The 23,364-nt window shown below is 72.8% G+C and carries 20 protein-coding genes and 2 pseudogenes; 11 read left to right on the top strand and 11 right to left on the bottom strand.

All coding sequences use genetic code 11. From position 1 onward, the window contains the following. The first annotated feature begins 83 nt into the window (after window positions 1-83). Window positions 84-560 (top strand): large conductance mechanosensitive channel protein MscL, encoded by a 477-nt coding sequence (mscL, locus tag ABZ919_RS23515; protein ID WP_361251033.1) that lies wholly within the window; start codon window positions 84-86, stop codon window positions 558-560. 19 nt (window positions 561-579) lie between these two features. Here the strand turns inward: mscL and ABZ919_RS23510 are convergent, their stop codons facing one another. After that, window positions 580-777, bottom strand: coding sequence for a hypothetical protein (locus tag ABZ919_RS23510; RefSeq protein WP_361251030.1), 198 nt, complete (start codon window positions 775-777; stop codon window positions 580-582). Window positions 778-898: 121 nt separating this feature from the next. Between ABZ919_RS23510 and ABZ919_RS23505 the strand changes: the two genes are divergently transcribed. From ABZ919_RS23505 to ABZ919_RS23495, 3 genes are all read left to right on the top strand, one after another. Further along, window positions 899-2,140, top strand: coding sequence for a low temperature requirement protein A (locus ABZ919_RS23505; RefSeq protein ID WP_361251027.1), 1,242 nt, complete (start codon window positions 899-901; stop codon window positions 2,138-2,140). 38 nt (window positions 2,141-2,178) lie between these two features. Continuing rightward, complete coding sequence (locus tag ABZ919_RS23500) at window positions 2,179-3,204, top strand: P1 family peptidase (RefSeq protein WP_361251024.1); 1,026 nt, start codon at window positions 2,179-2,181, stop codon at window positions 3,202-3,204. 254 nt (window positions 3,205-3,458) lie between these two features. Then, window positions 3,459-4,205 carry a DUF6227 family protein gene (locus ABZ919_RS23495; RefSeq protein ID WP_361251022.1) on the top strand — a complete coding sequence of 249 codons (747 nt, stop codon included), beginning with the start codon at window positions 3,459-3,461 and terminating at the stop codon, window positions 4,203-4,205. A gap of 39 nt (window positions 4,206-4,244) precedes the next feature. Here ABZ919_RS23495 and ABZ919_RS23490 read toward each other — a convergent pair whose 3' ends face one another. From ABZ919_RS23490 to ABZ919_RS23470, 5 genes are all read right to left on the bottom strand, one after another. Then, a complete protein-coding gene (locus tag ABZ919_RS23490) occupies window positions 4,245-4,496 on the bottom strand; it encodes a hypothetical protein (protein WP_361251019.1) in 252 nt (83 codons plus the stop codon). A 115-nt stretch (window positions 4,497-4,611) separates the two neighbouring features. Next, a complete protein-coding gene (locus ABZ919_RS23485; protein ID WP_361251016.1) occupies window positions 4,612-6,885 on the bottom strand; it encodes a fructose-specific PTS transporter subunit EIIC in 2,274 nt (757 codons plus the stop codon). A 454-nt stretch (window positions 6,886-7,339) separates the two neighbouring features. Next, entirely contained in the window at window positions 7,340-8,287 is a 948-nt protein-coding gene (gene pfkB, locus ABZ919_RS23480) for a 1-phosphofructokinase (RefSeq protein ID WP_361251014.1), read from the bottom strand. Next, window positions 8,284-9,045, bottom strand: coding sequence for a DeoR/GlpR family DNA-binding transcription regulator (locus tag ABZ919_RS23475; RefSeq protein ID WP_361251012.1), 762 nt, complete (start codon window positions 9,043-9,045; stop codon window positions 8,284-8,286). The genes pfkB and ABZ919_RS23475 overlap by 4 nt, the downstream gene beginning before the upstream one ends. Window positions 9,046-9,259: 214 nt before the next feature. Next, the gene (locus ABZ919_RS23470) at window positions 9,260-10,774 is read right to left on the bottom strand and encodes an MFS transporter (RefSeq protein ID WP_361251009.1); all 1,515 of its coding nucleotides are present in this window, start codon (window positions 10,772-10,774) and stop codon (window positions 9,260-9,262) included. A 41-nt stretch (window positions 10,775-10,815) separates the two neighbouring features. Here ABZ919_RS23470 and ABZ919_RS23465 point away from each other — a divergent pair, with 41 nt between their 5' ends. After that, window positions 10,816-11,808 carry a YafY family protein gene (locus ABZ919_RS23465; protein WP_361251007.1) on the top strand — a complete coding sequence of 331 codons (993 nt, stop codon included), beginning with the start codon at window positions 10,816-10,818 and terminating at the stop codon, window positions 11,806-11,808. 22 nt (window positions 11,809-11,830) lie between these two features. Here the strand turns inward: ABZ919_RS23465 and ABZ919_RS23460 are convergent, their stop codons facing one another. Further along, entirely contained in the window at window positions 11,831-12,613 is a 783-nt protein-coding gene (locus ABZ919_RS23460) for a TetR family transcriptional regulator (RefSeq protein WP_361251063.1), read from the bottom strand. Between the two features lie 340 nt (window positions 12,614-12,953). Here ABZ919_RS23460 and ABZ919_RS23455 point away from each other — a divergent pair. After that, window positions 12,954-13,361: pseudogene (locus ABZ919_RS23455) on the top strand (MerR family transcriptional regulator); the annotation flags it as partial. 83 nt (window positions 13,362-13,444) lie between these two features. Continuing rightward, a pseudogene (locus tag ABZ919_RS23450) lies at window positions 13,445-13,906 on the top strand (GNAT family protein); the annotation flags it as partial. 510 nt (window positions 13,907-14,416) lie between these two features. Here the strand turns inward: ABZ919_RS23450 and ABZ919_RS23445 are convergent. Then, window positions 14,417-15,415, bottom strand: a complete 999-nt coding sequence (locus tag ABZ919_RS23445; protein WP_361251004.1) for a sigma-70 family RNA polymerase sigma factor — start codon at window positions 15,413-15,415, stop codon at window positions 14,417-14,419. 193 nt (window positions 15,416-15,608) lie between these two features. Between ABZ919_RS23445 and ABZ919_RS23440 the strand changes: the two genes are divergently transcribed. Beyond that, window positions 15,609-16,127: an N-acetyltransferase family protein gene (locus ABZ919_RS23440; RefSeq protein ID WP_361251001.1), complete on the top strand. Its 519-nt coding sequence runs from the start codon at window positions 15,609-15,611 to the stop codon at window positions 16,125-16,127. Between the two features lie 16 nt (window positions 16,128-16,143). Here ABZ919_RS23440 and ABZ919_RS23435 read toward each other — a convergent pair whose 3' ends face one another. Continuing rightward, window positions 16,144-16,911, bottom strand: coding sequence for a class III extradiol ring-cleavage dioxygenase (locus ABZ919_RS23435; protein ID WP_361251061.1), 768 nt, complete (start codon window positions 16,909-16,911; stop codon window positions 16,144-16,146). Window positions 16,912-17,055: 144 nt separating this feature from the next. Here ABZ919_RS23435 and ABZ919_RS23430 point away from each other — a divergent pair, with 144 nt between their 5' ends. Then, window positions 17,056-17,565 (top strand): MarR family transcriptional regulator, encoded by a 510-nt coding sequence (locus ABZ919_RS23430; protein WP_361250998.1) that lies wholly within the window; start codon window positions 17,056-17,058, stop codon window positions 17,563-17,565. 16 nt (window positions 17,566-17,581) lie between these two features. Here ABZ919_RS23430 and ABZ919_RS23425 read toward each other — a convergent pair whose 3' ends face one another. Both ABZ919_RS23425 and ABZ919_RS23420 read right to left on the bottom strand, forming a co-directional pair. Continuing rightward, a complete protein-coding gene (locus ABZ919_RS23425; RefSeq protein ID WP_361250995.1) occupies window positions 17,582-19,120 on the bottom strand; it encodes an MFS transporter in 1,539 nt (512 codons plus the stop codon). Between the two features lie 187 nt (window positions 19,121-19,307). Continuing rightward, complete coding sequence (locus ABZ919_RS23420) at window positions 19,308-19,955, bottom strand: TetR/AcrR family transcriptional regulator (protein WP_361250992.1); 648 nt, start codon at window positions 19,953-19,955, stop codon at window positions 19,308-19,310. 299 nt (window positions 19,956-20,254) lie between these two features. Here ABZ919_RS23420 and ABZ919_RS23415 point away from each other — a divergent pair, with 299 nt between their 5' ends. After that, window positions 20,255-21,580: a M6 family metalloprotease domain-containing protein gene (locus tag ABZ919_RS23415; RefSeq protein WP_361250989.1), complete on the top strand. Its 1,326-nt coding sequence runs from the start codon at window positions 20,255-20,257 to the stop codon at window positions 21,578-21,580. A gap of 48 nt (window positions 21,581-21,628) precedes the next feature. Beyond that, window positions 21,629-23,284, top strand: a complete 1,656-nt coding sequence (locus ABZ919_RS23410) for an IclR family transcriptional regulator C-terminal domain-containing protein (RefSeq protein WP_361250986.1) — start codon at window positions 21,629-21,631, stop codon at window positions 23,282-23,284. The last annotated feature ends 80 nt before the right edge of the window (window positions 23,285-23,364 follow it).

Below are 23,364 nucleotides of genomic sequence, written 5' to 3'. Positions count from 1 at the left end.
GGGCTGGACACCCTGGCCGTACCGTGCCGTAGGTTGCGGAGCGTTTCGTTCCACACCCCGTGCGTACGAGGAGAGTCCCCGAGGTGAGCAAGAAGAAGGATCCGAGCGTCCTGGACGGCTTCAAGGCCTTCCTGATGCGCGGCAACGTCGTCGATCTGGCAGTCGCGGTGGTCATCGGCGCGGCCTTCACGAACATCGTGAACTCGATGGTGAAGGGGGTCATCAACCCGCTGGTGGGGGCGATCGGCACGCAGAACCTGGATCACTACAGCCTGTGCCTGAAGGACCCGTGCGTGGTGACGGCCGACGGCACGGTCAAGAGCGGTGTGCCGATCCTGTGGGGTTCCGTCCTGGGCGCCACGCTGACCTTCCTGATCACCGCGACGGTCGTGTACTTCCTGATGGTGCTGCCGATGTCGAAGTACCTGGCCCGGCAGGCGGCACACAAGGCCGCCCGGGAGGGCACGAAGGAGGTCGTCGAGGTGACGGAGCTGGAGGTGCTCAAGGAGATACGCGACGCGCTGGTCGCGCAGCGCGCTTCGGGGCACGACGAGCGCTGACCGCGCCGCCGCGGCCCGCTCACAGGTGGTGGGGCGGCTTCTCGTCCAGGAAGCGCTTCAGGTCGGCGGCGCTGTCGCCCCCGGGGCGCTCGCCCCACCCGCGATCGGTGTCGTCCGAGGACTGCTGGTCCAGGGGGTCGTCGAAGACCAGTGCGGGCCGCGGCTCGGCGACCGCGGGCTTCGGGTCGCGGGGCTCGGGTGCGGGGGCGGTGCTCATGGCACAAGGGTACGGCGCCGGTCCGCGCACCCTGGCCGGTCCGGGGCCCGGTCCAGGGCCCTCATCCACTTGTGAAAGCGTTCACAAGAATTCGGGGCGGTTTTCTGCTCTCCTGAGAGGCATGACGTCGAGTTCCGCTTCGGCGCCCGCCGCCCCGGGCACACCCCCGCCCTCCGGGCCGCTGCGGCGGCTCACCGCACGCGGACGCGGCGAGGCGCACCGGGTCTCCTCTCCGCTGGAGCTCTTCTTCGACCTGTGCTTCGTCGTGGCGATCGCGCAGGCGGGCGGGCAGCTGGTGCACGCCGTCGCCGAGGGGCACGCGGGCGGGGGAATCCTCGACTACGCCATGCAGTTCTTCTCCATCTGGTGGGCGTGGATGAACTTCACCTGGTTCGCCTCGGCGTACGACAACGACGACACCCTCTACCGGGTCGTCACCCTGGTGCAGATCTCCGGTGTCCTGGTGCTGGCCGCCGGCATCTCCCAGGCCTTCCAGCAGCACGACTACCTGGTGGTCTGGATCGGCTATGTGATCATGCGGCTGGCGATGGCCGCGCAGTGGCTGAGAGCCGCCGGATCGGCCGGGGGCGCCGAGAGAACCATGGCGCTGCGGTACGCGGGCGGTGTGCTGACGTGCCAGGTCGGCTGGCTCGGTCTGGTGCTGCTGCCCGTGCCCGCGCGGCCCTGGGTCTTCCTCGTGATGGCGATCGCGGAGATGTGCGTGCCTTTGTATGCGGAGAAGGACTGCGAGACCTCCTGGCATCCGCACCACATAGCCGAGCGGTACGGCCTGTTCACCATCATCGTGCTCGGCGAGACGATCTCCGCCGCGTCCGTCGCCGTGAAGAACGCGGTCGAGGAGCACAGCGCGCTGGGCGAGCTGCTGCCGATCGCGGCGGGCGGGCTCCTGATCGTCTTCTCCGCCTGGTGGATCTACTTCGTGGTGCCCATCCACGGCCATCTGCGCTCCAGCGGGCACGCGTTCCTGTGGGGTTACGGCCACTATCTGATCTTCGCCTCCGCCGCGGCGATCGGCGCGGGCCTGGGGGTGGCCGTGGAGCAGGCGGTCGGCAGGAGCCGCATCTCCACGCTGTCCGCGTCGGCGGCCGTGACGCTGCCCACCGCGCTGTACCTGCTGACCGTCTGGCTGCTGCACTCGCGGCACTTCAAGGTGGGCATCGCCCAGCAGCTGGTGCTGCCGGTCACGGCACTGCTGGTGATCTGCTGCACCTTCCTCGGCGGCGACCGGGCGGTGCTCGCGGCGGGACTGGTGTCCGCGGCCGCGGTCGCGGCCGGTGTGACGCTGACGGCGCGCATGGCCGGCCGGAAACGCGCGGCGGGCATCACCGCACCCACGGCCTGACCCCCTCTCGGGCGGCCTGGCGGGCCAGACTGGCCCGCATGACAGTTGACGCGATCACGGACGTGGCCGGCGTACGGGTGGGGCACGCCACCCGCCGCGGGGACGGTTGGCTCACCGGCACCACGGTAGTGCTGGCTCCCGAGGGTGGCGCGGTCGGCGCCGTGGACGTGCGCGGCGGCGGCCCGGGCACCAAGGAGACCGACGCGCTCGACCCGCGCAACGTGGTGCAGCGGGTCGACGCGGTGGTGCTGACCGGGGGCAGCGCGTACGGGCTGGACGCGGCGTCCGGTGTGATGGCCTGGCTGGAGGAGCGGGGCCGCGGAGTGCGGGTGGGGCCGGATCCGGCGCACGTCGTGCCGGTGGTGCCGGCAGCGTGCGTCTTCGACCTGGGCCGTGGAGGGGACTTCCGCGCGCGGCCGGGCGCGACGACGGGGCGTGCGGCGGTGGAGGCCGCGGCGGCGAGTGCGCCGGGCGCCCGTGTGCCGGAGGGTTGCGTCGGGGCCGGTACGGGCGCCGTGGCGGGGCGGTTGAAGGGCGGGGTGGGCACCGCGAGCACGGTGCTCGGCTCGGGGATCACGGTGGCCGCGCTGGTGGTCGTGAACGCCGCGGGGTCGGTGGTCGAGCCCGGGACGGGAGCGCTGTACGGGGAGCTGGTCGAAGGCCGCATCGCCTGTCCCGAAGAGCGCGTGCACGAGGCGGCGTGCCGGCGTCTCGACGAGACCGCCGCCGAGAACGCAACGCCCCCGCTCAACACCACGCTCGCGGTCGTCGCGACCGACGCCGGCCTCTCCAGGGCACAGGCGCAGAAGCTTGCGGGTACGGCGCACGACGGGATCGCGCGTGCCGTACGGCCGGTGCACCTCATGCACGACGGGGACACGGTGTTCACGCTGGCGACCGGCGCGCACCGGCTCTCCGGGCACCCGCTGGAGCTCAACGACATCCTGGCCGCCGGCGCGGACGTCGTGACGCGCGCGATCGTACGAGGAGTGCGGGCCGCCGAGCCGGTGGAAGGGCCGGGCGGGGTGTGGCCGTCGTACGGGGAGCTGTACGGCCGGTCCTGAGGCGCATCCGCCCCCCGACACGACGGTCGCCCCGGACAACGGCCTCAACGGATGGAACATGTCGTGGAGCGCCTGGACCTCGGGAAGTGCCGTCTGACCGGGGGGTTTTGACGCCACGAGGGGCCGCGCGGGAACTTCTCGCGCGGCCCGCACGTTTTCCCGGCGCACGTTTTCTCGGTTCCCGGACATGATGTCCGACCGAGGGGCTACGGTATGCACCCACAAGGTGACATGCAGCGACGCCGGGAGATGTCTTGAGCGTTCCGTACGAGACGGCAGCGTACGAACCAGCCGAGTCGCCCGAGTCTCCGGAGGAGCAACTCGCGCGACTCCTCGGCCGTGCCCTGAACTCCTTCGAGCTGCCCGACGAGGTGATATGGCAGCTCGACTGCGCACTGGCGCACGACAGTTCGCTGCACTCCGCTTACCACAGCGCCGGGCTGCACCGGGAGACGTACCGGCACACCTGGCTGCTGGCCGACGGTTCCGCGGTCACGTTGTGGGAGCTCGTGCACAACCCCACGCCGGGCGGCGCCCCGGAGCACGAGGTGTATGCCGACGAGGAGGAACTGCAGACGGCCACGGCCCGGCTCGGAATGCCGCCGCAGACGCCGGAGTTCGAGCTGCCCGCGCTGATGCGGCTGTGGGCGATCCCGGAGCCCCGGCACGTGTTCGCCTCCGACGACTCGGCGGACCACGCGCGCCGGCTGCTGCGCCGGGCGGAGAATCCGGACCGGCCCGACGCGGAGACGGCGGCGCTGCTGGCGACGGCGACGGCGCACGAGATCACCCAGGCGTTCGGGCGCCCGGGCCGCGCCGGACGCGCGGGGCTGAGCTACGCGCTGTACGAGCACGCGTTCCTGCTCGCGGACGGCAGCGAGGTCTCGCTGTGGGAGGTCGAGCACACGGCGACGCCCGACGGGCGGCACATGTGCGAGGTGTACCTGTCGCAGGACGCGGCCCGGGACGCCATGGAGCGGCGCGCGGCGCGGCAGAGGTAGCGCCGGTACGCGGCCGGAGCATGTGCGGCCGCCTGTGGGTCAGCGGTTGCCGAGTTGCCGTACCAGCCCGGCGAAGGCGTCCCGTTCCGCAGGGGTCAGCTCCACCGACTCCCGCGAGGGGCCGGCCTGCGGCTGGGCCGGGAGGACCGGGAGACGGACGGCCGGGCTCTCTCGCAGGGCCTCCGCGCGGAAGCGCCGCAGCAGGCGGGTGACGGCGATCGCCCAGGCCACGCCGACCAGGGTGAGGACGGCCGCTCCGGCCAGCTGGAGGGTCGAGAGATGTTCTGGCATACGCCCCAGTACACACCACGGTCCGGGACTTTGGCCCCGGACCGTGATGTATCTCGCAGGTGCCGTGAACAACTCACAGCGAACTAAAGGGACAAGCTGCGGGACGGCGCCGTGATCAGGCCGCCACGGGCTGCTTCTCCTTCGGGGTCGCGGCCGGGTTCGCGGACGGATCGGCGGCAGCGGTCTCCGGGGTCTGCTTGCGCATGCCCTTGAGGAGGACGACCAGGGCCGTGGTGGCGCAGACGCCGGCCGCGACGGCGACGAGGTACAGCAGTGGGTTGCCGATCAGCGGGACCACGAAGATGCCGCCGTGCGGGGCGCGCAGGGTGGCACCGAAGAGCATCGACAGGGCTCCGGTGAGCGCGCCGCCGACCATGGCGGACGGGATGACCCGCAGCGGGTCGGCCGCCGCGAACGGGATCGCGCCCTCGGAGATGAAGGAGGCGCCCAGGACCCAGGCGGCCTTGCCGTTCTCGCGCTCGGTCCGGGTGAAGAGCTTGCCGCGCACGGTGGTGGCCAGGGCCATCGCCAGCGGCGGGACCATGCCGGCCGCCATCACCGCGGCCATGATCTTCATCGCGGAGTCGCTGGGGTTGGCGACCGCGATGCCGGCGGTGGCGAAGGCGTAGGCCACCTTGTTGACCGGACCGCCGAGGTCGAAGCACATCATCAGGCCGAGCAGGGCGCCCAGCAGGACGGCGTTGGCGCCCGTGAGGCTGTTCAGCCAGTCGGTGAGCCCCTTCTGGGCGGTGGCGATGGGCTTGCCGACGACGACGAGCATCAGGAACCCGACGATCGCCGAGGAGATCAGCGGGATCACCACCACGGGCATGATGCCGCGCAGGGCCGTCGGGATGTTCACCCTCTGGATCGCCATCACCACGCCACCGGCGATCAGACCGGCCACGAGGCCTCCGAGGAAGCCCGCGTTGATGTCGAGGGCGATCGCGCCGCCGACGAAACCGGGGACGAGACCGGGGCGGTCGGCCATGCCGTAGGCGATGTAGCCGGCCAGGACCGGGACGAGGAACTTGAAGGCCACGCCGCCGATCTGGAAGAGGAGGGCGCCCCAGCTGCCGGTCTGCGTCCACACGAAGTGGTCCATGACCGACGGTGCCTTGTTGACCTGCCAGCCGCCGATCGCGAAGCCCAGGGCGATGAGCAGGCCGCCCGCGGCGACGAACGGGACCATGTAGCTCACGCCGCTCATCAGCCACTTGCGGAGCTTGGTGCCGTAGCCCTCGGTGGAGTCGCCCGCGCGCTCGACCGGCGTGCCGCCCGATGCGGGCGCCGGGGCGCTCGTCTCGCCTCGTGCCGCCTTCTCGCGCACCTCCGTGACGAGTTCGGCGGGGCGGTTGATGCCCGCCTTCACACCGACGTCGACGGTCGGTTTGCCGGCGAAGCGGTCCTTGTCGCGCACGGGGACGTCGTGGGCGAAGATCACGCCGTCCGCCGCCGCGATCACCGCCGGGTCGAGCCGGGTGAAGCCGGCCGAGCCCTGTGTCTCGACGACGAGTTCGACGCCCGCCGCTCGGCCCGCGTTCTCCAGGGACTCGGCCGCCATATAGGTGTGCGCGATGCCGGTCGGGCAGGAGGTGACGGCGACGATGCGGAAAGGACGCTCACCCGCGCCGGCGCTGGGCTCCTGTGCCGGGGCGGATGTGCCCGGCTCCTGTGCCGGGGCGGATGTGCCCGGCTCCTGTGCCGGGGCGGACGCGCCCGGCGCCTGCGCCGTGGTGCCCGCCGCGGCGCCGGCGGAGGCCGCCACCGACGCCGCAGCGGTGTCCTCGGAGGCGCCCGCGGCGCCCTCGGCAGCGCCCGCCTCGGCGTCGGCGCCCGCGTCCGCGCTCCCGGCGCTCTCCTCGGCGTCGGTGCCCGCGTCCGCGGTCGGTTCCGTTTCCACACCCTCCGCGGCGGACCCCGCAGGTACCTGCGCCGGGCCCGGCGTCTCGTCCCCGCGGATCAGCGCCGCCGCCGCCTGCGCGTCGGTCACCGCGCGCAACGCCGAGGTGAATTCGGTGTTCATCAGCTGGCGGGCCAGCGAGGAGAGGATCGTGAGGTGGGCGTCGTCGGCGCCGGCCGGGGCCGCGATCAGGAAGATCAGGTCGGCCGGGCCGTCCGGGGCGCCGAAGTCGATGCCCGCGGCGCTGCGGCCGAAGGCGAGGGTCGGCTCGGTGACGTGGGCACTGCGGCAGTGCGGGATACCGATGCCGCCGTCGAGGCCGGTCGGCATCTGGGCCTCACGGGCGGCCACGTCGGCGAGGAAACCCTCCAGGTCGGTCACCCGGCCCTGGGCCACCATGCGCTCGGCGAGGGCGCGCGCCGCCGCTTCCTTGGTGTCGGCGGACAGGTCGAGGTCGACCAGGTCCGCGGTGATCATGTCGCGCATCGCGGGCTCCTCTGCACGCGTATCGCCCGGGGGGAGGAGTGGGCGGAGGTGGGGACGGGGGTGCTCCGGGGGGAGGCGGTGGGGGCGGCGGCCGTGGCGAGTGACGGGGAGTCCTGCCGCGGCCGGGTCGGGGCGGTCACAAGGGGGCCGAGGACGGTCGCAAGTCGGCCGGAAGCGGTCGTACGAGGGCGGCGGACAGGCGCGAGGCGGCCGGGGACGCTCGCACCGCGACCGGTGGCACTCGCACGACGTCCGAGGACACTCGCACCGCGCCCAGGCGCACTCGCCCGACGGCCAGGGACAGTCGTACGACGGCCAGCGACAGTCGTACGCCCCCAGGAGGCGGACCCACGGCGGCCGGGGACGCCCGGCCCGCGACCCGAGACGCTCGCACGACGTCCGAGGACACGGGCACCGCGCCCAGGCACACGCGTACGGCGGCCGGTCAGGGCGTTCACGACGCCGGCTCCGTCAGTTCGCGGTCGAGTGGGATCTCGGCCGTGACGGTCACCGCCGCCGCGTCCAGGTCGGCGGGGGTCGGCATGACGCTGCCGGGGAGCTGGACGGCGGCGGCGCCGTGGGCGACGGCGGAGGCGAGGGCCCCGGGGCCGCTGCCGCCGGCGATCAGGAAACCGGCCAGGGAGGAGTCGCCGGCGCCGACGTTGCTGCGGACGGTGTCCACGTGTGCCTCGGCGAACCAGGCGCCGGTCTCCTCCACCAGGAGCTGCCCGTCGGCACCCAGGCTCGCGAGTACGGCGCGCGCGCCCATCCCGCGCACCTCCTCGGCCGCTTTCAGCGCGTCGCCCACCGTGGTCAGGGGGCGTCCGACGGCTTCCGCGAGCTCCTCGGCGTTGGGCTTCACCACGTCCGGCCGCGCGCGCAGCGCCTCCAGCAGCGCATGTCCCGAGGTGTCGAGGGCGATGCGCGCGCCTCCGGCGTGCGCCCGGGTGACGGCGTCGGCGTACCAGGAGGGGGCGAGCCCCCTGGGCAGGCTGCCGCAGCACGCGATCCAGTCGGCGTCCCGTGACTGCTCGCGGACCGTTTCCAGAAGGAGTTCCTGTTCGGCCGCCGACAGCTGCGGTCCCGGCGCGTTGATCTTGGTGAGTACCCCGTCGGACTCGGCGAGCGCGATGTTGGAGCGGGTGTCGCCGGCGATCGGAACCGGCGCGACCTCGATGCCCTGCGCGTCGAGCAGGTCGGCGATGAGCGCCCCCGGGGCACCTCCCAGGGGCAGGACGGCGACCGTGCGCCGGCCGGCGGCCGCGGCGGCGCGCGAGACGTTCACGCCCTTGCCGCCGGGGTCCATGCGCTCGGTGTCGGCGCGGATGACCTCGCCCCGCTTGAGGGCCTGGACCTCGTAGGTGCGGTCGAGGGAGGGGTTGGGGGTGACGGTGAGGATCATGCGCGCACCACTTCCGTGCCGCCGCGCTCGATGACGGCGGCGTCCTCGGGGCTCAGCCCGCTGTCGGTGATCAGCAGGTCCACGTCGCTCAGGTCGCCGAAGCGGGCGAAGTGCTCCTGGCCGTGCTTGGAGGAGTCGGCCAGCAGCACCACGCGGCGGGCGGCGGCGACCGCGGCCCGCTTGACCGCGGCCTCGGCGAGGTCCGGGGTGGTCAGGCCGTGCTCGGCGGAGAAGCCGTTCGCCGCGACGAACAGCACGTCGGCGCGGATCTCGCCGTACGCGCGCAGGGCCCAGGCGTCCACGGCGGCGCGGGTGCGGTGCCGCACCCGGCCTCCGACCAGGTGGAGCTGGATGCCCGGGTGGTCGGCGAGACGGGCGGCGATGGGCAGGCTGTGCGTGACGACGGTCAGGGAGGACTCCAGTGGGATCGCGGCGGCGACCCGGGCGACCGTCGTACCGGCGTCGAGGATCATCGTGCCCTCGGTCGGCAGCTCCGCCAGGGCGGACTTGGCGATGCGGTCCTTCTCGTCGGCGGCGGTGGCCTCCCGCTCGGTGAGGTCCGGTTCGAAGTCGAGACGGCCGACGGGGATGGCGCCGCCGTGCACCCGGCGGACGAGGCCGGCGCGGTCGAGGGCCTTCAGATCGCGGCGGATCGTTTCCGCGGTGACCTGGAACTCCTCGGCGAGCGACAGCACATCCACCCGGCCGCCGTCACGCGCGAGCCGGAGGATCTCCTGCTGCCGTTCCGGTGCGTACATGTCGTTGGCCTCCACCCGTGTCCGTTCGCTTCCGGCTGATGCCCGAACGTGTGGTTTCGATGCGACATTACGCCCGGCTTTCCGGAAAGTAAACAGGCTCAGACTTCAATCGGGCATGATCGGGCTTCGGGCGCGGTCCGGAACCGTCTTCCGGTCGCCCGGAACAGCGCAGAGGCCCGGCACCTGGCCGGTGCCGGGCCTTCGCCGTGCCTGCTCAGAGCACCAGCTCGGGTTCCATCTCCGGAGCCGGCGCCTCGGCCTCCGGCGCCTCCTCGGCATGCCGGGCCGGACGTTTCGGCAGGGCGGACATCAGCAGGAAGATCCCGCCCATGATCCCGGCGACCCACCACAGGGCGTGCTGGAAGGCGTGCACGAAGGCCGGGCCGACCTGGGCGGGGGCGAGCCGGTCGCCGATCTCGCCGAAGAACACCACCGACACGAGTCCCAGACCGAGCGCGTTTCCCATCTGCTGCACCGTGTTGATCAGCCCCGAGGCGGAGCCGGCGTGCTCGCGCGGCACCTCCGAGAGCACCGCGTCGGTCAGCGGGGCGACGATCAGCCCCATCCCGGCACCCATCACGACCAGCGGCAGGGCCATCTGCCAGGAGGCGATGGCGAGGCCGTACCGGTGGGCCTCCCACAGGTAGAGCAGGACGCCCACGCCCATGATCAGGGCGCCCGCCCGGAGCACCTTCCGGCCGAACCGCGGGACCAGCTGCTGCACCGACACGCCGGCCGCCGTGGACACCGCGAGGGAGAACGGCACGCCGGTCAGCCCGGCCCGTAGCGGGCTCCAGCCCAGGCCGATCTGCATGTACAGCGTCCACACCAGGAAGAAGATGCCGAGCGCGACACCGAAGACGGTCTGTACGGCGATACCGGCGGCGAAGCTCTTCACCCGGAAGAGGGACAGCTCGATGAGCGGGGAACCGTCCCGGACGGCCTTCCGTTTTTCGTACGACACCAGCGCCACGAAGACGGCGAGAGCGCCGGCCATGCAGCCGTACCCCCACAGCGGCCAGCCCAGCTCCCGGCCGCGCGTGAGCGGGTAGAGCAGCATCAGCAGGCCCAGCGAGACCAGGGCGACACCGACCAGGTCGAGCCCGAGCGCCCGGGGGGCCTTCGATTCGGTGATGAAGCGGCGGCCGAGCAGCCAGGCCAGGACGCCGACGGGGAGGTTGATGAGGAAGATGGGCCGCCATGCGAGGCCGAACAGGTCCCATTCCGTCAGGAGTGCGCCCAGCAGCGGGCCCGAGACGGCGCCCAGACCGACGATCGCGCCGAACAGACCGAAGACCTTGCCGCGTTCATGGGCCGGGAAGGTGGCGTGCACGATCGACAGCACCTGCGGCACCATCATCGCCGCCATACCGCCCTGCAGGATGCGGGAGGCGACCAGCATCTCCGGGTTCACGGCGAAACCGCACAGGGCGGAGGCGAGGGTGAAGCCGCCGACACCGATCAGGAACAGCCGTTTGCGGCCGTGGATGTCGCCGAGCCGGCCGCCGGTGATCAGGCCGGCGGCGAAGGCCAGGGCGTAGCCGGCGGTTATCCACTGGATCTGGCTGACCGACGCGTCGGCGGTCCGCTGGATGGACGGGATGGCGATGTTGACGATCGTGACGTCGACCAGATCCATGAAGGCGGCGGTCATGACGATCGCGAGCGCGAACCATCGGGCCCGGTCGGGAGTGGCGTTCGGGGTCATGCAGCGAAGGTAGGGCCCCATTAGGTCAGATCATGTCCTATTGCTGCGGCATCCTCGTACGCATGACCACGGACACCCCGGCACGGCTGCTGCAGCTGCTCTCCCTGCTCCAGACCCCGCGCGAGTGGCCCGGCGGCGAGCTGGCCGAGCGACTCGGGGTCTCCCGACGCACCGTGCGGCGGGACATCGACCGGCTGCGGGAGCTGGGCTATCCGGTGCAGGCCACAAAGGGCGCGGACGGCGGGTACCGGCTGGTCGCCGGCAAGGCGCTACCGCCCCTGGTGCTGGACGACGAGGAGGCGGTGGCGATCGCGGTGGGGCTGCGGGCCGGTGCCGGGCATGCCGTGGAGGGTGTGGACGAGGCGTCCGTGCGGGCCCTGGCCAAGCTGGAGCAGGTGCTGCCGTCCCGGCTGCGCCACCGGGTGTCCACCCTGCAGGCGGCCACCACACAGCTGACCAGTGGGGACGGGCCGAGCATCGCGCCGGAGACGCTGACCGTGATGGCCTCGACGGTGGCGGGACACGAGCGGCTGCGATTCGCCTACCGCGACAAGGACGGCAGCGAGTCGCGACGGCTGACCGAGCCGCACCGGCTGGTGTCGACCGGGCGGCGGTGGTACCTCGTCGCCTACGACCTCGACCGCGCCGACTGGCGGACCTTCCGGGTGGACCGGGTGAGCGCGCCGTTCGCCACCGGAGTCCGGTTCCCGCCACGGGAGTTGCCGACCGGGAGCGCGGCCGAGTACCTGCGGCAGTCCATCCACCGGCGGCGGGAGGCGTACGCGTTCACGGTGCGCTTCGCCGCGTCGGCGGAGCAGGTCTCCGCCCGGGTGCCGGCCTGGCTCGGGGTGCCGGAGGACGACGGCGAGGGCGGCTGCGTGCTGCGGGGCTCCTTCGGCGATCACGTGGAGTGGCTGGCGGTGCGGCTGGCGACGGTGGGCTACGGGTTCACGGTGCGGGAGCCGGACGAACTGGTGGCCCGCGTGAGGGAGTTGGGTGAGCGGCTGACCCGGGCGGCGGGCGTGGGTGAACCCGGCGGGCCGCCGCGCCGGTGACCGGCCAGTGCTGGTCGCAGCACTAGTAGCCCTTCTCGCCGCCCCACGGGAAGTCGCGCAAGGCCCCGAGGTTGCGCAGGGCCAGGGCCGCGGGGCCCTCCGGGCCGGTGGGCGGGGAGGTGGTGGCGGCCCAGGTCTCCACGGCCACGCGGACGGCGGCGCCGGCGACGGCCGCGGCGAAGCGGAGGTCCGGGGCGACCGGCGCGGCAGCCGCGGGCGGGGAGACGGCATCGTCGCCCCCGTCCCGGCCCCCGCCTCCACTCCCGTCCCGGCTCCCCTCCCGGCCCCCGCCTCCACTCCCGTCCCGGCCCTCGTCTCGACCCCCGTCCCGCCCAGCCCTGCCTTCGGGGATTTCGGCTCCACCGGTTCCGGGGAAGTCATGTTCCTTTTCCCGCACCCCCGTTGTCGGGGCCCGGTTCGCGAGGACCTCGGCCAGGGTCTGCTCCGACGCCTGGCACACCTCGGCCCAGACCTTGCGCAGGGCGGGGCTCGCGCCGGCGAGGCGGATCAGGGTGCGGACCCATTCCCAGGACGCCGCCGAGACACCGGCGCCGGGGGCGAGGGTGTGGTGCACGGCATGCTCCAGGGCCTCGGGGACACCGAGGTGGGCCGGGGCGGAGCGGACCGCTTCGGCCCAGCGCTGGGCACCTGCCGCGTAGAGGGGAGCGACCGCTTCCTCCTTGGTGGCGAAGTAGCGGTAGAAGGTGCGCGGCGCGATGCCCGCGGCCTGCGCGATGTCCTCGGCGCGGGTCGCCCGCAGGCCCTGGCGGACGAACAGGGCGGCAGCCGCCCGCGCGATCTCCATCCGTGTCTCGGCCTTCCGGCGTTCGGTCAGCGAGACCGGCGCGGGGGCGGAAAGCGGCTGGTGGGAGGTGGTGCGGGGGCCGCGGGGGGTGGTGCTCATCCGGGCAGGCTATGCCGGTGTGGCAGAATCTGCCATTCGGCGGTCCACCCCGGGGTTCAGGTACGGGGTGGACCGCCGTTCCAGGGCGCGCCACCGCCCCACCGTCCGCCGGGACTTGAGTCTCCGGCAGGGGGAGACCGGAAGGTGGTCTCATGCACGGCGGCATCCCTCACCCACCCTCTCCCTCCTCTCCCCCTCTCCCTCACGCGACGGCACCCCGTACCCCGCCACCTCGTACTCGATCGGTGAGCTGGCCCGGCGTACCGGGCTGACGGTCAAGACGATCCGCTTCTACTCGGACCAGGGCCTGGTCGTCCCGGAGAGCCGCACCGCGGCCGGTTACCGCCGCTACGGCCCCGGGGCCGTCGCCCGGCCGGCGCTCGTACGGACGCTGCGCGAGCTCGGCCTCGGCCTGGAGGTGATCCGGCGGATCGTGGACCGGCCGCTCAGCCTCGGCCGGGTCGCGGCCGAGCAGGCCGCCGCACTGGATGTGCAGATCAGTGTGCTGCGCCTGCGCCGGGCGGTGCTGTCCACCGTCGCGTCCAGGTGCGAGCCGACCTTCGGGGAGATGGAACTCATGCACCGGCTGGCGACCTTGTCCGGAGCGGAACGGCGACGGCTGATCGGCGGTTTCCTCGACTCCGTCTTCGCGGCGCCGCACCGGCCGGCCCGCCCCGAAGCACCCCGGCCGGCCCAGCCCGGCGCCCCGCACCCGGCCGAGGCCGCGCTCCGGCGTTCATCGAGGACGAGACCGGTGCGCTGCGCTGGATCTGCGAGCAGCGGCGGGAGTGGGAGGCCGGGAGCCGGTTCGGGTTCGCCGTCACCGAGACCGATGCCCAGGGACCCGGAGCCGAGGGGCAGTTGGTGGGGCACGTCGTCCTGAAACAGCCGGGCGGGGGATCCGCCGAGGTCGGCTACTGGACGGCCACGCATGCGCGGGGGCGAGGGGTGGCGCCGCGCGCGCTGGAGGCGTTGACCGACTGGGCCTTCGGCAGCTTCGCCCCGGCGGGGCTGACCCGTCTGGAACTCCTGCACCAGGTCGACAACATCGCCTCGTGCCGGGTGGCGGGTAAGTGCCGTTACCAACTCGCCGGGCTGCTGCCCGCCGCGCCGCCCGGCTTCCCTCTCGACGGTCATCTGCATGTCCGGAAGTGTCCCGGCCGAGCCGTTCCCGGGACGGGGACCGGAACATGACGGCTGTCCCGGGACCGTGCACGGGGACCGCCGCGGCACGGATGAAGCCGGGCTTCGGCACCCGGGGGGGATAGGCGCCGAAGCCCGGCTCGGGAAGGTCCCGGCGCCGGGGGGGATGTGCGTCGGGACGTGGCTGTGGGGTGGGGTCGTGCGGGTCGCGTGCGTGGGGTCGGCCGTGTGGTGCGTGGGGAGTGCGGTTCCCGGGCCTGGTGGCTGGGGACTCGGAAGGGTTGTTCCCGCGGTCCCGGAGCTTGAAGCGATGGGACCACGCCATGTTTGCGCCGTCTTCCGCCCCCGGCGTGCGCTCCCCCCAGGCACCGTACGCCCACAAGCATCACGCGTATCCGCGCACCGCCGGGCCCGGCACACCGCACGGCCCCCGCGCACCCCGCGCGCAAGGACACCGTACGCCGCCGCCCGGGCACTTTCCGAAGCCGCGGACGCGATCGAGCCGCGGCGGGCCGCCGGCGCCCTGCTCCGCACGGCCCGGAACCCCGCCGTGCTCCCGCGTCACGCCGCCGCGTCGAAGCCGGTGTCGCGTGCCAGCTTCTTCAGCTCCAGCAGGGCGTGCTTCTCGATCTGGCGGATGCGTTCGCGCGTCAGACCGTGCTCCTTGCCGACCTCGGTCAGGGTGCGCTCGCGGCCGTCCTCGATGCCGTACCGCATCTTGATGATGGAGGCCGTGCGCTGGTCCAGGCGGCCGATCAGGTCGTCCAGTTCCTCGCTGCGCAGCAGCGTGAGGACGGACTGCTCCGGGCTCACCGCGGAGGTGTCCTCCAGCAGGTCGCCGAACTGGGTCTCGCCCTCGTCGTCCACCGACATGTTCAGCGAGACCGGGTCGCGGGCCCAGTCGAGGACGTCGATGACGCGCTCCGGCGTCGCACCCAGCTCCGCGGCGATCTCCGCGGGCTCCGGGTCGCGGCCGTTCTCACGGTTGAACTCGCGCTGCACGCGGCGGATGCGGCCCAGCTCCTCCACGAGGTGGACGGGGAGCCGGATGGTGCGGGACTGGTCGGCGATGGAACGGGTGATGGCCTGACGGATCCACCAGGTGGCGTAGGTCGAGAACTTGAAGCCCTTGCGGTAGTCGAACTTCTCGACCGCGCGCACCAGGCCTGCGTTGCCCTCCTGGATCAGGTCGAGCAGGGGCAGACCACTGCGCGGGTAGCGTCGGGCCACCGCCACGACCAGGCGGAGGTTGGAACGGATGAAGACGTCCTTGGCCCGCTCGCCTGCGGCGACCAGCGCCTCCAGTTCCTGCCTGGTCGCGTCCGAGGTCGTCTCCTCGAAGCCGTCCAGGACCTGCCGCGCGAACACACCCGCCTCGACGGTCTGGGACAGCTCGACCTCTTGGGCTGCGTCGAGCAGCGGCGTACGCGCGATCTCGTCGAGGTACATGCCGACCAGGTCGCGGTCCGCGATCTCGCCGCCATGAGCGCGAACACTGCTTGCCGAGTCGGCCGTCTCGCCGGTGGCGGACTGACGACGGGCGACGGCACGGGTTGCCATGCGTGCTCCCTTGCGATGGTGGGCTGGCGGGTGGTCCTACGAACGCTCGGCACGGGCGGGGACTGTCTCTGGGACTCTCTCCGAGTGCCCTGCATCCGTGGGAGACAACGACTGGAATCCGGACAGAATTCCCAACCTGCCCCCCAATTTTTCTGATCTTGCAGTACCCTGTTTCGCCACACGGGGAGGCGAGATGCCGACGCCACGTACAGGGGTGCAGGTCAGGCCGGGAGTCGAAGGGGACCTCGACGCCCTCACGGCGATCTACAACCACTATGTACGTGAGACGGCCATCACATTCGATACCGCGATCTTCACTTCGGAAGAGCGCCGCCCTTGGCTGCTCTCCCACCCGGAAGACGGCCCGCACCGGCTGATGGTTGCCACCGACAGCCGGTCACAGGAGATTCTGGGGTACGCCACATCCAGCCCTTACCGGCCGAAGCCCGCGTACGTCACCTCGGTGGAGGTCTCGGTGTACGTCGCCCCGGACGCCGGCCGGCGCGGCGTCGGCACCCTGCTCTACGACGCCCTCTTCAAGTCCCTGGCCGGCGAGGACGTGCACCGCGCCTACGCCGGGATCGCCCAGCCCAACGAGGCCTCCGAACGGCTGCACGCCCGCTTCGGCTTCCGGTACGTCGGCACGTTCCGCGAGGTCGGCCGCAAGTTCGGCCGCCACTGGGACGTCGCCTGGTACGAGAAGGACCTCTAGGGCCGCCGGGCAGTACTCAGCCGAACTGCACCGACCGCTTCGCCATTCCCATCCAGAACCCGTCGATCACCGACTTCTGCGCGTCGAGCCCGCCGCCGGCGTCCGCCGCGCCCATGGTGACGAAGAGGGGGGCGAAGTGCTCGGTGCGCGGGTGGGCGTAGCGGCCGGCCGGGGCCTTGTCCAGGAAGTCCAGCAGGGCGTCCCAGTCGCGGGCCTGGAGCGCCCGGCGCCCCCAGTCGTCGAACTCGGACGACCAGCTGGGCACGCCGCTGCCGGCATGCCGCAGGGCGGCGAGGTTGTGGGTGAAGAAGCCGGAGCCGACGATGAGTACGCCCTCGTCCCGCAGGGGCGCCAGTCTGCGGCCGATGTCCATCAGGCGCCGGGGGTCGAGGGTGGGCAGGGAGATCTGCAGGACGGGGATGTCGGCGGCCGGGAACATCTCGACGAGCGGGACGTAGGCGCCGTGGTCGAGGCCGCGGTCGGGGATGTCCTGGACGGGCGTGCCGGGGGCGCGCAGCAGCTTGCGCACGGATTCGGCCAGCTCGGGGGCGCCGGGGGCGGCGTAGCGCACCCGGTAGTAGTGCTCGGGGAAGCCCCAGAAGTCGTAGACGAGCGGGACGGTCTCCACCGCGCCCAGCGCGAGGGGGGCCTCCTCCCAGTGGGCGGACACCATGAGGATCGCCGTGGGGCGGGGCAGGGCGGCGGACCACGCGGCGAGCTGGCCGGGCCAGACGAGGTCGTCGGCGAGCGGCGGGGCACCGTGGCTGAGGTACAGGGCCGGCATGCGCTCCGGCCGGGCGGTGGACGTCTCCGGTATGGCGGCGGACATGTCGGCGGCTCCGATGCTGATGCTTTAACTCTCAAGCTTTCGTCCACCGTACGCCCGACTTGTTCAAGTTTCAAGGAGCCGTTTCGTACAGTGGGCCCCATGAACACGGCATCCGGCTCCGCCGCGCAGCACCGCTGGCTCACCGACGGGGAACAGCGCGTCTGGCGCGCCTACCTGCACGCCACCACCCTGCTGGAGGACCACCTCGACCGGCAGCTGCAGCGCGACGCGGGCATGCCGCACATCTACTACGGCCTTCTCGTCGGCCTCGCCGAGGCCCCGCACCGCCGGCTGCGGATGACGGAGCTGGCGATGCAGGCGAAGATCACCCGCTCCCGGCTGTCGCACGCGATCGCGCGGCTGGAGAAGAACGGCTGGGTCCGCCGCGAGGACTGCTCCTCCGACAAGCGCGGCCAGTTCGCGGTGCTCACCGACGAGGGCGCCGAGGTGCTGGCGCGCACCGCGCCCGGCCATGTGACCGCCGTACGGCAGGCTTTGTTCGAGCGGCTCAGCCCGGAACAGCAGAAGGCCCTCGGCGAGATCATGGAGATCGTCGCCGAGGGCCTGCAGCCCAGTGAAGCGGGTGCGGACCTGCCCTGGCTCCGCTAGATCACCGCACGGGCGCTCAGTGGGCGACCACCGGCACCGGCACCTCGTCCTCGGCGCCCTCGCCGGAGGCCACCGTGAGGGGCGCGGGCCGGCCGGCGTTGACGAAGGTGAAGGCGATCAGGGAGGCCACGGCCAGGATGCCGACGGCGAACCAGATCGCGGTGCTGTAGCCGTGCACCATGCCCTGGAGCTTGACCAGCTCCTGCTGCGGCCTGGCCGCGGCACCGGCGATGTGGTCCTTGATGTACGACGTGGTCGCCGAGGCGGCGATGGTGTTCAGCAGGGCGGTGCCGATCGCGCCGCCCACCTGCTGCGAGGTGTTGACCATCGCGGAGGCGACACCGGCGTCTCGGGGCTGGACGCCCTGGGTGGCCAGGGACATCGCCGGCATGAACGCCGTACCCATGCCGAGGCCGAGCAGCACCATCGCGGGCAGCAGCTGGGTGCCGTACGCGGAGTCGATCTTCAGCTGGGTGAGGATCAGCATGCCGAGCGCGGCGACCAGGAAGCCGGGGCCCATCAGGAAGCGGGCCGGGATCCGGGTCATCAGCCGGGCGCCGATCTGGGTCGAGCCCGTGATCATGCCGGCCACCATCGGCAGGAACGCGAAGCCGGTCTTGACCGGCGAGTAGCCCTTCACGACCTGGAGGTAGTAGGTCAGGAAGAGGAACAGGCCGAACATGCCGATGATGGCGAGGCCGAGGGAGAGGTAGATGCCGCCGCGGTTGCGGTCGGTCACCACCCGCAGCGGCAGCAGCGGGGCCTTGACCCGGGACTCGACGATCACGAAGGCGAGCAGCAGCACCGCGGAGGCGACGAACATCGCGACGGTCACACCGTCGCCCCAGCCGTCGGACTCGGCGCGGGTGAAGCCGTAGACGAGCGCGACCAGGCCGAGGGTGGACAGGATCACGCCGGGGATGTCGAGCGGGGAGCGGTTGCGGCCGCCCTCGGGCTCACGGATGACGAAGTAGGCGCCGGCCGCGGCGACGATGGCGAACGGGATGTTCACGAAGAACGTCCAGCGCCAGTCCAGGTACTCGGTGAGGAAACCGCCGAGGATCAGGCCGACGGCACCGCCGCCGCCGGCGATCGCGCCGTAGATGCCGAACGCCTTGGCCCGCTCCCTGGCGTCCGTGAACATCACGGCGAGCAGGGACAGCGCGGCCGGGGCGAGCAGGGCACCGAAGACGCCCTGCAGGGCGCGGGCGCCGAACATCATCGGGCCGTTGACGGCGGCACCGCCCAGCGCGGAGGCGAGGGCGAAGCCGGCCAGGCCGGTGACGAAGGCGCGCTTGCGGCCCCACTTGTCGGCGATACGGCCGCCGAAGAGCAGCAGACCGCCGAAGGCGAGGGCGTAGGCGGTGACGACCCACTGCCGGTTGCCGTCGGATATGCCGAGATCGTTCTGGGCGGAGGGCAGAGCGATGTTCACGATGGTGGCGTCGAGGACGACCATCAGCTGGGCGAGCGCGATGAAGACGAGCGCTTTCCAGCGGTTGGCGTCGCCGATCTGCGCGGCGGCGCGGGCAGCCTTGCTGGCTGTTGCGGACATGGGGGTACCCACTTCTGGACTTCGTGACGGAAAAGACGAGGTAGGGAGGGAGGTCGGAAGGTGCGAAACAGGAGCAGAGGGCAGGACGGAGAAACGGAGGGCGAAGAGCTCGGCTCGTCGTCGGTGACGGCCTCGGCGTCGGACGCGGACGTACGGGTGGACTGGGATCAGGAGCGGAACTGAGCGGTCAGCACGAACGCAGCTCCTTGATCGTCACGGCGGTGCCCGGCAGGGCGGAGCGGGCGGGCGCCCGCAGGCCGTCGAGGAAGAGCTGGAGGTGGCGGTGGACGAAACGGTCGCCGTGGAGGCAGTCCGTGCCGGCCGGCGGCCGGCTCAGCTGGGCGACGACGATCATCAGATCGCCGACACCCACGTCGGACCGGAGCTGTCCGGCCGCCTTGGCCCGGTCCATGACCTCCTCCACGAGCTGTTCGACGCGCTCGCGGGAGGCCTCCAGATCGGGGTGGTGCTGATTGAAGGTGCCGGCGATCATCGGGCACAACGCGCTGATCCGCTCGTCGGCGGCGGCGTGCACGAAGCGCTCCAGTGCGGCGAAGGCGTCGCCGGTCTCCGCGAGCGCCACCTCGGCCGCCTCGGCCGTACGGTCCATCACGGAGCAGACGACCTCGCGGACGAGGGCATCCCGGTCGGGGAAGTTGCGGTACACCGTGGCGTTGCCGACGCCGGCCCGGCGGGCGATCTCGTCGAGCGGCACGTCCGGGCCGTGCTCGACGAACATCTCCCGGGCGGCGCCGACGATCCGCTCCCGGTTGCGCACGGCGTCGGCGCGGGGCCGGGGCACCTTGCGCGGTGCGGGGGTGGTCGCGGTCGGCACGGTGGACTCCTCGGAAGTGATGCGGTGTTCGAAGGCGATGAGGGCGATCCGGGGAGGCAGTCCCCGTTTCGCTCGGACACAGGGCTAAACGGGGAGACGCTCCCCGGTTATTTCCCGACCCTGCCCACAATCCCTGTGACCTGAGACACACTCACTTCCCGCCCGGATTCACCCGCGTGCGGACCGGCATTCCCACGTTCGGTCTCCTCCAGCGCGCGCCCCCGTACGCCGCCGACACAGGGTGAGCGCAAGGGTGCAGCCGGAAGCCCCGCGGCTGCCGTGGAGCGAAGGGTCCATGCATGCCGCCGCAGCCACCCCGCCGCCGCATACGCCCCGCCCGCGCACGCCGCCGGATACGCCCGCGCCGGACGGCCGCTCTCGCCGCGGTGACCACGCTGACCCTCGCGGTCGGCACCTCGGCCGGGACCGGACGTCTGACGGCGCCCACCACCGCCGGGCCCATCGGCACGGCACCCTCCACCGCCCTCGCCCCGTGCACGGTCCACGGCGGCTCCGAGATACAGATGACCGAGGGCATCCCCACCCCCGCCGGCTACGCCCACTCCACGGGCACGCTGCACGCCCTGACCCTGATGGTCGACTTCTCCGACGCGCCCGGGCACGGCAGCGCCATGGACCGCTTCCACGAGTTCTTCCCGCAGACCCAGCAGTGGTTCCGCACCGCGTCGTACGGCCGCCTCGACTACCGGCCCGAGACGCCGATCCGCACCTGGCTGCGGATGCCCAAGCCCTTCAAGGCGTACGGCATAGAGCGCGGCGCACCCTTCGATCCCGGCTACCGGCAGCTGGTGCAGGACATCGTCGCCGCGGCCGACCCGGCAGTGGACTTCCGGTCGTACGACATCCTCAACGTCCTGGTCAGCCCCGACGCCGGCCCCGCCGCGCTGGACACGGTCCTGTCGGTGACGTTCGCCGGCAACGGTGACGCCCCGGTCGCCGACGGGGTCACCGTCTCCAACGCCTCCTTCGTCTACTCCCGGCAGGACGACGGCTCCGGCTCCTACGCCCGCACCGGCTACCGGGTGCTGCCGCACGAGAACGGCCACACCCTCGGCCTGCCCGACCTGTACACCCAGGACGGCGGGGGCGCGGCCGGGCACTGGGACATCATGAGCGAGGACTGGGGGGCCGACAACGATCTGCTCGGCTGGCACAAGTGGAAGCTGGGCTGGCTGGACAACTCGCAGGTGGGCTGCGCGGCGGCGCCGGGCAGCGCCGAGTACCGGCTGACGCCGCTGTACCGGCCGGGCGGCGGAAAGCTGGTCGTCGTACCCCTCGACGCGCACAGCTCGTACGCGCTGGAGGTGCGCGAACAGGGCGGCAACGACGAGGTGGTGTGCCGGCCGGGCGTGCTGGTCTACAAGGTGGACGGCACGATCGACACCGGCCACGGGCCGGTCACGGTCTACGACAGCCACCCGGGCAGCGGCGGCTGCACCCGCAGCCCCAACGTCCAGGCGGAACTCTCCGACGCCCCCTTCTCCCCCGGCGAGAGCTTCAAGGACCCGCGGCACGGCATCACCGTCCAGGTGCTCGGCGCGGACGAGGACGGGATCTACCGGGTACGGGTGACGCGGGCGCAGGGTGCTTCGGCAGCGGGGTGACGAGCAGCGGTCTACCGTAGGCGTGCCGTACGCCGTACCGGAGGGACGATGCCCGCGAAGACCGCACCGGATGCCGACGCCCGAACCGAAGCGGCGCCACCGGAGGAGGCGGTCGGGCCGCTGGTGCGCGGCGTAGGGGTGCTGCGACGGCTCACCGGGGCGGGCGGCACGCTGAGCCCGAGCGGGCTGGAGCGGGCCACCGGTCTCGCCCGCTCCACGGTCGACCGGATCACCGCCACCCTGGCCCGCATGGGGTACGTCCGCCTCGACGGCCGGGACGTCGTCCTCGCCCCCGGCGTGATGGAGCTGGGCAACGCCTACCTGGCCGCCCTGCGCCTGCCGGCACTGCTCGGGGCCCACGCCGACGCCCTCGCCGACGAGCTGGACGAGTCGGTGTCGCTCGCGGTCGCCGATCTCGACGGCATCCGCTTCATCCACCAGGCCACCCGCCGCCGCGCGCTGTCCGTGAGCTTCCGCATCGGTGACCTGCTCCCTGCCGAACGCACCGCGCCAGGGCCGCTGTTCGCGGCCGAGTGGGCGCAACGGGACTGGGCGCGCTGGCGCGCCCGCCGCGCGGCGGACCCGACGGACGCGGCCTTCCCCGCCGTGCCGCCCCGGCAGAAGCCCGCCGGCGGCTCCGGCCGCGCGGACCACTCGGACGACGCCGGCGACCCGGGCTTCGCGCGGCGGGTGGAGCGGGCGTGCCGGGACGGGTGGGCGGTGGACGACCAGCTGATCGAGCCGGGCCTGGTCGCCGTGTCGCTGCCGGTACGGGATCCGGGCACCGGCCGCGTCGCCTGCGCGGTGAGCGTGGTCAGCCACACCAGCCGGCACTCCGCGGCCGGCCTGCGCGCCGGCCTCCTGCCCCGCCTTCGTACGGCGGCGGCGGCGATGGAGTCCGCCCTGCGCACGGCACCACCGCCCGAAGCCGGCCCGCCCCCCTCGGGCCTGGCCACCTGGACCACGGCGTCCAAGCACCAGCTGGGCCGGGACTTCGTGGAGTCGCTGGCGCGCGGCCTGACCGTGCCGGCCGCGTTCGGCGAGGGCCGCTCGGCGCTGTCGCTGAGCGAGGTGGCCCGGGCGACCGGCCTGACCCGGGCCACGGCCCGCCGCGCGCTGCTCACCCACGAACACCTCGGCCTGGTGGTGTCGCACCCCGACCGCACCTTCGGCCTCACCCCCCGCGTGCTGGACCTCGGCTTCCCGCCGCTGTCCCGCAGCACGCTCCCCCGCCTGGCCGGACCGCATCTGCGCGCCCTCGCGGACCGGTTGCACGAGCCGACGGCGCTGGCGGTGCTGACGCCGGACGGCACCGAGATCCAGTACACCGCCGGCGCGGGCGCGAGCCGGGTCCTGACCGTGCACGTCACCGTCGGCGCCCGCCTGCCGGCCACCGCGACACCGCCGGGCCGCGTCCTCCTCGCGGACACCGCCGCCCCGCTGCCCCCGGCCCTCGCCGAGGTCCGCGCACAGGGGTACGCCCTGGTCGACGAGGAGCTGGAGTCGGGCCTGCGGTCCGTCGCCGTACCGGTGCGGGACCGGGCCGGCCGGGCGGTCGCCGCGCTCGAGGTCGCCACCCACGCCGCCCGCCGCTCCCTGGAGGACTGCGTCCACGGCGTCCTCCCGGCCCTCCGCGCGACCGCCGACGACATCCAGTCGGATCTGCACACGGCCTCCCGCTTCACCCGCATCCCCGTTTCCTGAACCCCGCCCGCGGCGGACCGGAGCGGGCGCGCCCCCGTCACCCTTGTAGAAAATTCCTTCGCGAAGGTATTGTCTGGCCT

It is taken from the genome of Streptomyces sp. NPDC046759, assembly GCF_040645475.1.
In the GTDB taxonomy this organism is placed as follows: Bacteria; Actinomycetota; Actinomycetes; order Streptomycetales; family Streptomycetaceae; genus Streptomyces.
This window is presented reverse-complemented; position numbering and strand designations above follow the sequence as displayed.

Bases quoted from the DNA above. Each gene is read 5' to 3' on its own strand.
- ABZ919_RS23445 (WP_361251004.1), bottom strand. From the start codon at position 15,415: ATGGCAACCCGTGCCGTCGCCCGTCGTCAGTCCGCCACCGGCGAGACG.
- ABZ919_RS23505 (WP_361251027.1), top strand. From the start codon at position 899: ATGACGTCGAGTTCCGCTTCGGCGCCCGCCGCCCCGGGCACACCCCCG.
- ABZ919_RS23485 (WP_361251016.1), bottom strand. From the start codon at position 6,885: ATGCGCGACATGATCACCGCGGACCTGGTCGACCTCGACCTGTCCGCC.
- ABZ919_RS23430 (WP_361250998.1), top strand. From the start codon at position 17,056: ATGAACACGGCATCCGGCTCCGCCGCGCAGCACCGCTGGCTCACCGAC.
- ABZ919_RS23470 (WP_361251009.1), bottom strand. From the start codon at position 10,774: ATGGGGCCCTACCTTCGCTGCATGACCCCGAACGCCACTCCCGACCGG.
- ABZ919_RS23435 (WP_361251061.1), bottom strand. From the start codon at position 16,911: ATGCCGGCCCTGTACCTCAGCCACGGTGCCCCGCCGCTCGCCGACGAC.
- pfkB (WP_361251014.1), bottom strand. From the start codon at position 8,287: ATGATCCTCACCGTCACCCCCAACCCCTCCCTCGACCGCACCTACGAG.
- ABZ919_RS23510 (WP_361251030.1), bottom strand. From the start codon at position 777: ATGAGCACCGCCCCCGCACCCGAGCCCCGCGACCCGAAGCCCGCGGTC.
- ABZ919_RS23460 (WP_361251063.1), bottom strand. From the start codon at position 12,613: ATGGAGATCGCGCGGGCGGCTGCCGCCCTGTTCGTCCGCCAGGGCCTG.
- ABZ919_RS23410 (WP_361250986.1), top strand. From the start codon at position 21,629: ATGCCCGCGAAGACCGCACCGGATGCCGACGCCCGAACCGAAGCGGCG.
- ABZ919_RS23500 (WP_361251024.1), top strand. From the start codon at position 2,179: ATGACAGTTGACGCGATCACGGACGTGGCCGGCGTACGGGTGGGGCAC.
- ABZ919_RS23440 (WP_361251001.1), top strand. From the start codon at position 15,609: ATGCCGACGCCACGTACAGGGGTGCAGGTCAGGCCGGGAGTCGAAGGG.
- ABZ919_RS23475 (WP_361251012.1), bottom strand. From the start codon at position 9,045: ATGTACGCACCGGAACGGCAGCAGGAGATCCTCCGGCTCGCGCGTGAC.
- ABZ919_RS23490 (WP_361251019.1), bottom strand. From the start codon at position 4,496: ATGCCAGAACATCTCTCGACCCTCCAGCTGGCCGGAGCGGCCGTCCTC.
- ABZ919_RS23415 (WP_361250989.1), top strand. From the start codon at position 20,255: ATGCCGCCGCAGCCACCCCGCCGCCGCATACGCCCCGCCCGCGCACGC.
- ABZ919_RS23465 (WP_361251007.1), top strand. From the start codon at position 10,816: ATGACCACGGACACCCCGGCACGGCTGCTGCAGCTGCTCTCCCTGCTC.
- ABZ919_RS23425 (WP_361250995.1), bottom strand. From the start codon at position 19,120: ATGTCCGCAACAGCCAGCAAGGCTGCCCGCGCCGCCGCGCAGATCGGC.